Origin of the sequence: Amycolatopsis sp. NPDC051071 (assembly GCF_040682875.1) — a bacterium.
In the GTDB taxonomy this organism is placed as follows: Bacteria; Actinomycetota; Actinomycetes; order Mycobacteriales; family Pseudonocardiaceae; genus Amycolatopsis.
In genome coordinates, this window is the sequence record NZ_JBFBBY010000093.1 from 20,600 (window position 1) to 31,742 (window position 11,143).

Sequence of the window (11,143 nt, forward strand, 5' to 3'; positions counted from 1 at the left end):
TTACCCCTCAAGAGAACCCGAATCACCACTCACGACCACCTGGACCGAGGGGGCACGCACGCCATCCTGCCGGGCCGCGCTGGAGTGCACTTCGCGACACGCTCGTCCCGTCGTCGGGCTCGCAGGGAGGGGGACGCGGTGAGGTCCTACATCCCGGATCTGATCAAGATCCTCATCTTCGCCGTCGTCACGGTGCTGCTCACCGCGGTCCTCGGCGCCACCATCGCGAACACCAACTTCGGCGAGACCTCGGGCTACGTCGCCAAGTTCACCGACGCGTCCGGGCTGAAGGAAGGTGACGACGTCCGCATCGTCGGCGTGAAGGTCGGGCAGGTCGACAGGATCGAGGTCGAGGAGGGCGAACGGAACTTCGCCCAGGTCCACTTCGACGTCCAGACCACGTACCGGTTGACGGCGTCGGTGACCGCGACCATCAAGTACCGCAACCTGGTCGGGCAACGTTATCTCTCGCTCGGCACGGACATCGGTGACGAGAAGCCGTTGCCGCGCGGCGGGATCATCCCGCCCGAACGCACCAAACCGGCACTGAACCTGACCGTGCTCTTCAACGGCTTCAAACCGCTCTTCCGCGCGCTGAACCCCGAAGACGTCAACAAGCTCTCCTACGAGATCATCCAGGTGTTCCAGGGCGAGGGCGGCACGATCACCAGTCTCCTCGCGCATACCGCGTCGGTCACGTCGGCCATCGCGGGCAAGGACAAGATCATCGGTGACGTCATCACGAACCTCAACACCGTGCTCGGCACGGTCGAGAAACGGTCGCCGCAGCTGGGTGAGCTGATCGATCAGACCCAGCGGCTGGTCACCGGGCTCGCCGAACAGCGGCAGCCGATCGGGGACGCGGTCAAGGCGCTGGGCGACCTCACCGTCGCCACCACCGGCCTGCTCGCCGACGCGCGGCCGGCGCTCAAGGACGACGTCGTCCAGCTCGGCGCGCTGTCGAAGAACCTCGGCGATTCGGAGCAGCTGATCGATCAGCTCCTGCAGGTGCTGCCGGGCAACCTGCGGAAGTTCACCCGGACGCTGAGTTACGGCAGCTGGTTCAACTATTACCTGTGCGGGATCTCCGGCAGCATCGGCATCAAATCACTCAACATCGAATTGCCGATCACGCCGCTGCCCGGCACCCAGCGACCGGAGAGGTGCGGGCCGTGAAGCCGCTCAAGGAACGCAACCAGGCCGCGGTCGGCGGGGTGACGCTCATTCTGCTCGTGCTGACCGTGATGACGACGTACTTCTCCGACAAGATCCCGCTTTTCGGCAGCGGCACGACGTATTCGGCGTACTTCGGCGAGTCGGCAGGGCTGGCGCCGGACAACGAGGTCCAGGTCGCCGGGGTCAAGGTCGGGCAGGTCTCCTCGGTCGAGCTCGCAGGCAAGAAGGTGCTGGTGAGGTTCCGGGTCGCCGACGTCCGGGTCGGGGACGCCACGGCCGCGTCGATCGAGATCAAGACGCTGCTGGGTGAGAAGTTCCTCGCGCTGACACCGAAAGGCAAGGCGAGTCAGGACCCGAACGCCACCATCGGGCTGGACCGCACGCGGACGCCGTTCGAACTGCAGGACGCTTTCCAGCAGCTGTCCGGAACGGTCGGCGAGATCGACACCGCGCAGCTGGCGACGAGTTTCACCGTGCTCTCCGACGCGCTCAAAGACAGCCCGCAGTACCTGAAGGACACGCTGAGCGGCCTTTCTTCCTTGTCCAAGACGGTTTCCTCGCGTGACGGCGAGCTGAAGACGTTGCTGTCCACTACGAGCAAGGTGTCCAAGACGCTGTCCGATCGCAACGCCCAGCTGAAGCGGATCCTCGACGACGGCAACCTGCTGCTCGCCGAACTGCAGAACCGGAAGGACGCGATCAGCACGTTGCTCAAGGGCACGCAACAGGTTTCGGTCCAGCTGTCCGGACTCGTCGCCGACAACCGGCAGACGTTGAAACCCACGCTCGAAAAACTCGGCAAGGTCACCGATGTACTGCAGCGCAACCAGGACAACCTCAGCCGCAGCCTCCAGCTGATGGCGCCGTTCGCCCGCGTCGGCGCCAACGCGACCGGTAACGGCCGCTGGTTCGAGGGCTATCTGTGCGGACTGCTGCCGCCGACGATCATCGCGGGCGCCTTCCAGGTCAACCCGGAAGGGTGCACCCCGCCGATCGCCGCGCCGAACCAGGGAGTGGGGGGACGATGACCATCCACACACGTACGGGCCGCACGGTCTACACCTGGGTCGCGTTCGCCTGCGTCCTCGCGCTGATCCTGGCCGCCGGGCTGTGGCTGGTGTTCAGGGACGCGGGCGGGACACGGATCAGCGCGTACTTCGGGAAGACCGTCGGGCTTTACGCCGGATCTTCGGTGCGGGTACTCGGGGTCAAGGTCGGTGAGATCACCGGCGTGACGCCGCAGGGCGAGGCCGTCCGGGTCGACATGCGGATTGACGGCGACACCCCGATCCCGGCAGACGCGGGTGCGGTTGTCGTCTCGCCGAGCCTGGTCAGCGACCGGTACGTGCAGCTGACCCCGGCTTACGAGAGCGGCCCCGAAATGGCCACGGACGCGGTGATCGCCAAGGAGAAGACCGCGACCCCGGCCGAACTCGACGACCTCTACACGAGCCTCGACAAGCTCTCGACGAGTCTGGGACCCAACGGCGCCAACAAAAACGGCGCGCTGTCCGGCGTACTCGACACGGCGGCCGCGAACCTCGACGGGAACGGGAAGAACCTCAACACCACGGTGACGCGGCTGTCCGAGCTGGCCAAGACGCTGGACGGCTCCAAGGACGACCTGTTCACCACGGTGCGGAACCTGAACTCGTTCACCACCGCGCTGGCCGACAGCGACAAGCAGCTCAACGAGTTCTACCGCCGGGCCGCGGACGTCAGCGGGTTCCTGGCCGCGGATTCCGCCGACGTCGGCGGAGCGCTGAATTCGCTCGCGACGGCGATGGGTGACGTCGAGAAATTCGTGGCGGAGAACAAGGACCTGCTCTCGTCCAATGTGGACAAACTGGCCGGGCTCACCAAGGTCCTCGTGGACCAGCGGGCCTCTCTCGCCGAGGTGATCGACATCGCGCCGACCGGGGCGACCAACTTCATCAACTCCTACGACGCGGCGTCCGGCACGATCGCCGTGCGGGACAACCTCAACGAACTGACGCATCCGCCGATCCTGACCGTCTGCCGGCTGATCAGCGCGAGCACACCGAAACCGATCCCGGACGCGCTGGGCAACATCTGCAAGCAGCTCGCACCCGTCCTCGACGGTACGCTGAAGCTCCCGTCGGTCCCGCAGGTGCTGGCTTCGCTGCAGAGCGGGGAACTGCCGCCGCTGCCGCTCCCGCTGGTCGATGTCCTCACCAAGGGGATCCCGAAGTGAAGCGGCAACGGCAGAAGATCGCGGGTGTGATGGCGGGCGTCCTGGTGCTGGCAGGCTGTAGTGACGGCGGCTTTTCGGGGCTGTACAACACTCCCTTGCCGGGTGGCGCGGATATCGGTGACCACCCGTACCGGCTCTCGGCGCAGTTCTCCGACGTGCTCGACCTCGTGCCGCAGGCGAGTGTGAAGGTCAACGACGTCCCGGTCGGGCGGGTCGAGAAGATCGACCTCGCGCCGGACACGCGTTCGGCGTGGGTGAACATGGTCGTCAACGGCGACATCGCGCTGCCCGCGAACGCACGGGCGGAACTGCGTCAATCGAGCCTGCTCGGCGAGAAGTTCGTCGACCTGCACGCGCCCGCCAAACCCGAAGGCGCCCTCGCCGACGGCGCGAAGATCCCGTTGGACCGGACGAACCGCAACCCCGAGGTCGAAGAGGTCCTCGGCGCGCTTTCCCTGCTGCTCAACGGCGGCGGGGTCGAGCAGATCCAGAAGATCAGTCACGAACTGAACGACGCGCTGACCGGGAACGAGACCGAAGTCCGCGCCCTGCTGTCCAATGTGGACAAACTGGCCACCGAGCTCGACGGGCACAAGGGTGAGATCCTGCGGGCTATCGACGGTCTCGACAGGCTGTCCACCACCCTGGCCGGGCAGACGCAAAACCTGACGAACGCGCTCGACAACCTGTCACCGGGGCTCAAGGTCGTGACCGAGCAACGGGATCAGCTCGTCGGCATGTTACAGGCACTGAACACGCTGTCCGGCGTCGCGACCGACACGATCAAGGCCAGCCGTGACGACCTGGTCGCGAACCTCCGCGCACTGCGGCCGACGCTGGCGAAGCTGTCCGAGGCCGGCCAGGATCTGCCGACGGCGTTGCGGATCCTGCTCACCTACCCGTTCCCGGACTACGCGGGCAACGTGATCAAAGGTGACTACGCCAACGTGGAAGCCAAGATCGACCTGAACCTGGACACGTTCCTGGAGAATATGAACAACTCGTCGCAGCCGATCATCCAGCTGCCGGGGACCCAGGGCACCGGCACCCCCGGCGCGATCCCGTTCAACAACGGTGCCGCGCCGCCGGTGCTGCCGCTGCCGACCGGTGATCTCCCACAGGCACCCCAGGGACAGAGCGGCGGCGACGTCCTCGGTGGGGTGCTCGGCGGGCTGCTCGGGCCGCTGCTGGGAGGTGGCCGGTGATCACCCGCAAAACCAAGATCCAGATGGCGGCCTTCATCGTCATCGCGGTGGTTTCGGTCGTCTACGCGGGCGGCAAGTACGCCGGGCTGGACAGGCTCTTCGGCACCCGCGGCTACCTCGTGACCGCGCAACTCGTGGACTCCGGCGGCATCTTCGTCAACGCCGAGGTCTCCTATCGCGGCGTCGCGGTCGGCAAGGTCGCGTCGATGACGCTCACCGAACACGGCGTCGACCTCGGCCTGGACATCGATTCGGGTGCGCCGAAGATTCCCGCCGACACGAAGGCCGCGGTCGCGAACCGGTCGGCGGTGGGGGAGCAGTACGTCGATTTGCTGCCCATGCACGAAAACGGGCCGTACCTGTCCGCCGGTTCGGTCATCACCCGTGACAAGACGTCGATCCCGCTCGGACCGGACACCGTACTGTCCAATCTGGACAAGCTGGTGTCGAGTGTGAAGCCTGAGTCGCTGAAGACCGTCGTCGACGAGACGTACGAGGCGTTCGCGAACGCGGGCCCGGAGCTGCGGCAACTGCTCGACAGCACCGGCTCCCTGACCGCGACGGCGACGCAGTACCTGCCCGACACCCAGGGCCTGCTGGCCAGTTCGCGGACCGTCCTGGACACCCAGCAGCGGCAGGCGGACAACATCACGAAGTTCTCCAGCGGCCTCAAGACGATCGCCGCGCAGCTGAAGACGTCCGACCCGGATCTGCGGCGGGTCATCGACGAGGCACCGAAACTGAGCCGTCAGATCAGCGACGTCCTCGCGGTTTCCGGGACCGACCTCGGGGTGCTGTTCGCGAACGCGCTCACCACCGCCCAGATCACCTCGGCCCGGACCGACGCGATCGAGGAACTGCTCGTCGCGTACCCGATCATTTCGGCCTTCTCACGCTCGACGTCGCCGGACGGCACGGGACACCTCGGCGTCGTGTTCAACTTCTTCGACCCGGTCTCGTGCACCAAGGGCTACGAGGGCACGAAACAGCGCCCCGCCAACGACCTCACCGAGGCGCCGGTCAACCTGCAGGCGTACTGCGCCGAGCCGCCGGGGAGCCCCACCGGTGTGCGAGGCTCCCAGAACGCCCCGTACGCGGGGAAACCGCCCGCGGTCCCGGAGCGGCCGAAACAGACCCCGCAGGCGGCGGAATCCGCGCAGCTGCCCGGGGTGCTGAGCCTGCTCAGCGGGTCCGCGCCGGGCGGGCTCGGCGCGTTGCTGGGTGGCAAGTAGTGCCCACGCGTGCGCTCACCGTCGTCGCGGCCGTGGTGGTCCTCGCGGCCGCCTGGTTCGGCTGGTCGTGGTGGAGCGCCGCGCGGGACGACGGCCTGGCGCGAGGCAGGGAACGGGAAGCCGTCCTCGCCGCCGCGTCCGGTCAGCTGGAGGTGCTGAACACGATCGACTACCGCACCGGCGTTCAGGACGTCGACCGCTGGCTCGGCGTCACCACCGGACGGCTCGGGAAGGACCTCACCGGCGACCGGCAGACCCAGATCGACCGGGCGAACACGAGCAAGACCGTCGCGACCGCGAAGCTGAAGCAGGCCGCGGTCACCGAACTCGACGCCGTCGCCGGGACGGCGCGGCTGATGGCGGTGCTGGACGTGAAGGTCAGCACCGGCGGTGGATCGGCCGCGCCCAAGGTGAGCAGGCTGACCGTGGACTACCAGCGCGTCGAGGACGGCTGGAAGGTCAGCGCGGTGCAGGCGGCGGGCTCGTGACCGCCAGGGCACCGCGGATCCTGACCGCGATCATCGTGCTGGCCGCCGGCTGTGCGGTGTGGTTCGGTCTGGAGGCGTCGTCACTGGGTTCGGACGGCAACGCGGCACTGGTGGACCAGGCGGCCACCGCCGAGGTCGCCGACCAGGTCGGCGCCGGGGTGAAGGCCGTGTTCTCCTACGACTACAGCAACCTCGAGCGGACCGAACGGGCCGCGGCCGACGTCCTCGTCGGCGAGGCGACCGGGCAGTACCGGGACCAATTCGCTTCGGCGCGCGAACGGGCCGAAGAACAGAAGCTGGTGCGGACGACGACCGTGCGTTCGCTCGGCGTCCGTTCCTTGCGTGGGGACCAGGCCGAAGTGCTGCTTTTCCTCGACCAGCAGACGCTCACCCCCGGCGGCGCCGCTCCGCGGTCTTCGGTGTCCCAGCTTTCGGTCACCGCTGTCCGGATCGACGGCCGGTGGAAGATCTCGCAACTCACCGCGCTCTGATCACGAGAGCCGTTTCATCTTCGCCGCCGTGATGGCGCCACCCGAAACGGTGTAGGAGCCGGAGAAACTACGCAGTGAACCATCGGTCTGCCGAGCGGAAAGATCGACGTACACCGTGTTCCCTCGCACGCTCGTCACGGTTAGGGCGGCCCACGAAGTCGTCGCGTATCCCTTGGCGTAGGAGGCAAAAGTGCCGCCTTTCGCCAGCCGTTGGCCGCCGAGATTCCACGCGGTGAGGAAATCACCCCGGTTGATCGCGTCGTAGTAGGCGATCACCGTCTGCGCCACCGGAACCGCGGGCGCGGGATAAATCGTCCGCGTTGTCGGCGGTGCGACATAAACCGTCTGCGGCGCGGCCGCGGCCGCGGGTGGCTGGAGCACGATCGTGCTCGGGGGAGCGGCGACCACGACCGCGGGTGTCGCCGTACCCTGATTCGGTACCGCGCAGGCGGACAAGGCTCCCGCGGCCATTACCGTCACCGCTGCCCAGTTCTTCGCTCTCATTGCCATACCCCTCGTTTCTCGCCTTTTCGTTCGTATTACCGAGAATGCGAGAAAAGCGCCCGGGTCACTAGAGGACTTGGCCTCGTTACGAATGCTGAAAAACGCGCCGCAACCGTTATGGGATCTTGTGCGCGGCGTGCGTAGGGCGACCCTCGTCTCACGCCGGACCGCCGCCGGGTTTAGCGTTAGGCATGACCACTGCACCTGTCGATGTCGAGAGCGCCCGCCGCGACTACGCGGCCCTCGTCGACCGTGGCCTCTCCCTGGACATCACCCGCGGCAAGCCGTCCCCCCGGCAGCTCGACCTCGCCGACGGGCTGCTCGCCCTCCCCGGAGACGTGCGCAAGGCCGAGGACGGCACGGACGTCCGCAACTACGGAGGCCTGAAGGGCCTGCCCGAACTCCGCCGCATCTTCGCCGGGCCGCTGCAGGTCCCGGCCGAGCAGCTGCTGGCCGCGGGCAACGCCAGCCTGGAGCTGATGCACGACGCCATCGTGCAGGCCTTCCTCAGCAAGCTCCCTGGCGCCGAGCGCCGCTGGGCCGACGAGGAGCGGGTCGTCTTCCTGTGCCCGGTCCCGGGCTACGACCGCCACTTCGCGCTGGCCGAGCGTTTCGGCATCGAGCTGGTCCAGGTGCCGCTGACCGAGACCGGCCCCGACATGGACGTCGTCGAGCGTCTCGTCGCCGAGGACGCCGCGGTCAAGGGCATCTGGTGCGTGCCGAAGTACAGCAACCCGACCGGCATCACCTACAGCGACGACACCGTGCGCCGGCTGGCCACGATGACCACGGCCGCCCCGGACTTCCGGATCTTCTGGGACAACGCCTACGCCGTGCACCACCTCACCGACGTCGAGGTGCCGCTGGCCGACGTGCTCGCGCTGGCCACCGAGGCGGGCAACGCCGACCGCGTGTTCGTCTTCGGCTCCACCTCGAAGGTGACCTACGCCGGTGGCGGCGTCGGCTTCTTCGGCGCGTCGGAGGCCAACCTCGCCTGGTGGATCGGCCTTGTCGGCAAGCGGACCATCGGCCCGGACAAGGTCAACCAGCTCCGGCACGCGTTGTTCCTGCGTGACGAGGACGGCGTGCGGGAGCATATGCGCAAGCACGCCGAGCTCATCGGCCCGAAGTTCGCGGCCGTCGACGAGATCCTCACCAAGGAACTCGGGGACTCGGGCCTCGCGTCCTGGACCAAGCCGATCGGCGGGTACTTCGTCTCGCTGACCGTGCCCGCCGGGACCGCCAAGGAGGTCGTGCGGCTGGCCAAGGAGGCGGGGATCGCACTGACCCCGGCCGGTGCGACGCATCCGTACGGCGACGACCCCTCCGACGCCGTCATCCGCATCGCGCCGACCTACCCTGAGCTGTCCGAAGTCGAAGAGGCGATCCGCGGTCTCGCGGTCTGCGTTCGCCTTGCCGCGGCGACGAAGAAATAATTTCGAGATCTTTTCCAATCCGGGTCACGGGTGGTTCCGAACGTCCGAGTGGGTGGGTGTACACCGCAAGGACGAGAGGAACCACTCGTGTTCGGAAAGCCGTTCGTTCGTACCCTGATTTCGCGCAGTGCCGAGAACCGCACGGATCGCCGCCGGTTCTTGAAGGCCGCCGGCGCGGCGGGGCTCGGTGTCGTCGGCGCGACCTACCTCGGGGTACAGGCCACCTCGACCGCTTCGGCCACCGGTGAAGCGGCCGCCGAAGCCGCCGCTCCCAGTGACGCGGCCGTGCTCAACTTCGCGCTCAACCTGGAATACCTCGAAGCCGAGTTCTACTCCTTCGCCGTCTACGGCCACGGACTGCCGGACGACATCACCGGCGGTGCCGGCACCCAAGGCGGGGTGGTCGGCGGCAAGAAGGTGATGTTCCACGACAAGGCCCTGCACCAGTTCGCCAAGGAGATCGCGGGCGACGAGGTCGCACACGTCAAATTCCTGCGTGGCGCACTGGGCGAGGCCGCGGTGTCGCGGCCGGAGATCGACCTCAAGGACAGCTTCACCGCGGCGGCACGGGCGGCCGGCCTGATCAGCGAATACCAGCAGTTCGACCCGTTCGCCCACGAGAAGAACTTCCTGCTCGCGGCGTTCCTGTTCGAGGACGTCGGCGTGACGGCCTACAAGGGTGCCGCCCCGCTGATCACCAACAAGACGTTCCTGGACGCGGCAGCCGGGATCCTCGCCGCCGAGGCCTATCACGCCGCCACCATCCGGACGTCGCTGTTCGAGCGGGACCTCGGCGACGCCGCGGCGAAGATCTCCAACGCCCGCGACGCACTCGACGGTCCCGGTGACGACGACCAGGGCGTCGTGCTCGGCAACCAGGCCAACATCGTGCCGGCCGACAACAACGGCATCTGCTTCGGCCGCAGCGCCGACCGGGTGCTGAACGTGGTCTACCTGAACCCGGGCTCGGTGAAAGAGGGCGGGTTCTTCCCCAAGGGAGTGAACGGCGACATCGTCGCCAGCGGCGGCGCGTGATCCTCGCTGTCGTGTCGCCGTTTCCCGGTACGGTCGGGTGACGGCGACACGAGGAGGGGGTTCGCGGTGAAGGCTGTGATCATCGGTGGCGGCATCTCGGGCACGGTGACCGCGATGGCGTTGCGGCGGGCCGGGATCGAAGCGAGCGTCCACGAGGCGCATCAGTCCGGCGGTGAGGACGCGGGCTCGTTCCTGACGATCATGCACAACGGCATGGACGCGTTGCGTGCCATCGATGCCGAGACACCCGTCGTCGAGAACTCGTTTGCCGCCGCGGGCCTGGAACTGGTGACGCCGGACGGCCGGACCGTCGAGCGGCGTTCGTTCGACGTGGACGGCCTCGCCGGACCGCGCACTCTCACCCGCGCGGCGCTGTATCGCGCGCTGCAGGAGGAAGCGATCTCGCGTGGGATCACCTTCGAGCGCGGGAAGCGGCTGGTCTCCGCCTCGCCGGGAATCGCGTTGTTCGAGGACGGGACCTCCGTCGAGGGCGACATCCTGATCGGCGCCGACGGCCTGCGTTCGGTCGTGCGGAACCTCATCGACCCCTCGTGCCCGCCGCCGCGCTCCACCGGTCTGGACGTCGTCTACGGCTATACGACCGACACGAGCGTCCCGCGGGCGCCGTCGCTCTATCGGATGATCCAGAGCCTGCACGCCTTCTTCGGCTACACGAGCGCGCCCGACGGCTCGACGTACTGGTTCGCGCGGCTGCCCACGGCCGAAGGTGTGCGGAGTGGCCTCTCGGCGGCCGAGTGGCGCTCGGCCGCCTTCGCCGCCTTCGACGGGGAGCCATTGCCTGCGGCGGAAATCATCCAGTCGACAGGCGACGACGTCTTCGGCGGTCACTCTTACGACGTACCTTCGACGCCGGTGTGGTTCAACGCGTCGATGGTGCTCGTCGGAGACGCGGCGCACGCGGCCTCGCCCGCCGCCGGACAGGGGGCGTCGATGGCGCTGGAGGACAGTGTCGTGCTGGCGCAGTGCCTGCGGGATCTTCCTGACGCGCCAACGGCTTTCGCGGCTTACGAGCGGCTCCGGCGGGCGCGGGTGGAGAAGCTGGTGGCGAGCAGCGCCGCGGTATCGTCGGGGACGACGTCGGACGAGGGCCGGAACTGGCTCTACCAGCACCACATCGAGTGGGACGCGAAGATCGCCGCCGGTTGAGCCTCGCCTGACCGGCCGCTCACCACCTACCGCCGCACCCCCTCGCCCAAGCGCGTGAAGGCCCCCTTCCCTCGGCTCAGCCGAGGAAACTCGACCTTCACACCTTCCCGAAGTACATGAAGGCCCCCTTCCTTGCGGGCCGACGTCCGGATGGCCTTGGCGTCCGAGCCCGCGCCGGGTTCGGTGATCGCGAA

Annotated in this window: 11 protein-coding genes; 10 read left to right on the forward strand and 1 reads right to left on the reverse strand. The window is 67.7% G+C overall.

Annotated elements, in window-relative coordinates; all coding sequences use genetic code 11:
• Positions 1–138 precede the first annotated feature (138 nt).
• The 7 genes from AB0M65_RS26445 to AB0M65_RS26475 are packed head-to-tail and all read left to right on the forward strand — an operon-like array spanning position 139 to position 6,807.
• Positions 139–1,176: an MCE family protein gene (locus AB0M65_RS26445; protein ID WP_364032820.1), complete on the forward strand. Its 1,038-nt coding sequence runs from the start codon at positions 139–141 to the stop codon at positions 1,174–1,176.
• The gene (locus tag AB0M65_RS26450; RefSeq protein WP_364032823.1) at positions 1,173–2,204 is read left to right on the forward strand and encodes an MCE family protein; all 1,032 of its coding nucleotides are present in this window, start codon (positions 1,173–1,175) and stop codon (positions 2,202–2,204) included. Before AB0M65_RS26445 ends, AB0M65_RS26450 begins: the two co-directional genes overlap by 4 nt.
• Positions 2,201–3,391, forward strand: coding sequence for an MCE family protein (locus AB0M65_RS26455; RefSeq protein ID WP_364032826.1), 1,191 nt, complete (start codon positions 2,201–2,203; stop codon positions 3,389–3,391). Before AB0M65_RS26450 ends, AB0M65_RS26455 begins: the two co-directional genes overlap by 4 nt.
• Positions 3,388–4,596 carry an MCE family protein gene (locus AB0M65_RS26460; RefSeq protein WP_364032829.1) on the forward strand — a complete coding sequence of 403 codons (1,209 nt, stop codon included), beginning with the start codon at positions 3,388–3,390 and terminating at the stop codon, positions 4,594–4,596. The genes AB0M65_RS26455 and AB0M65_RS26460 overlap by 4 nt, the downstream gene beginning before the upstream one ends.
• Complete coding sequence (locus AB0M65_RS26465; protein ID WP_364032832.1) at positions 4,593–5,828, forward strand: MlaD family protein; 1,236 nt, start codon at positions 4,593–4,595, stop codon at positions 5,826–5,828. The genes AB0M65_RS26460 and AB0M65_RS26465 overlap by 4 nt, the downstream gene beginning before the upstream one ends.
• On the forward strand, positions 5,828–6,316 hold the full coding sequence (locus AB0M65_RS26470) for a hypothetical protein (protein ID WP_364032835.1): 489 nt from the start codon (positions 5,828–5,830) through the stop codon (positions 6,314–6,316). The genes AB0M65_RS26465 and AB0M65_RS26470 overlap by 1 nt, the downstream gene beginning before the upstream one ends.
• On the forward strand, positions 6,313–6,807 hold the full coding sequence (locus tag AB0M65_RS26475; protein ID WP_364032838.1) for a hypothetical protein: 495 nt from the start codon (positions 6,313–6,315) through the stop codon (positions 6,805–6,807). The genes AB0M65_RS26470 and AB0M65_RS26475 overlap by 4 nt, the downstream gene beginning before the upstream one ends.
• Here AB0M65_RS26475 and AB0M65_RS26480 read toward each other — a convergent pair whose 3' ends face one another.
• Complete coding sequence (locus AB0M65_RS26480; RefSeq protein ID WP_364032841.1) at positions 6,808–7,278, reverse strand: hypothetical protein; 471 nt, start codon at positions 7,276–7,278, stop codon at positions 6,808–6,810.
• A gap of 224 nt (positions 7,279–7,502) precedes the next feature.
• Between AB0M65_RS26480 and AB0M65_RS26485 the strand changes: the two genes are divergently transcribed.
• From AB0M65_RS26485 to AB0M65_RS26495, 3 genes are all read left to right on the forward strand, one after another.
• Positions 7,503–8,747 (forward strand): aminotransferase class I/II-fold pyridoxal phosphate-dependent enzyme, encoded by a 1,245-nt coding sequence (locus AB0M65_RS26485; protein ID WP_364032844.1) that lies wholly within the window; start codon positions 7,503–7,505, stop codon positions 8,745–8,747.
• A gap of 87 nt (positions 8,748–8,834) precedes the next feature.
• Entirely contained in the window at positions 8,835–9,782 is a 948-nt protein-coding gene (locus AB0M65_RS26490; RefSeq protein ID WP_364032847.1) for a ferritin-like domain-containing protein, read from the forward strand.
• 66 nt (positions 9,783–9,848) lie between these two features.
• Complete coding sequence (locus AB0M65_RS26495; protein WP_364032850.1) at positions 9,849–10,949, forward strand: NAD(P)/FAD-dependent oxidoreductase; 1,101 nt, start codon at positions 9,849–9,851, stop codon at positions 10,947–10,949.
• The last annotated feature ends 194 nt before the right edge of the window (positions 10,950–11,143 follow it).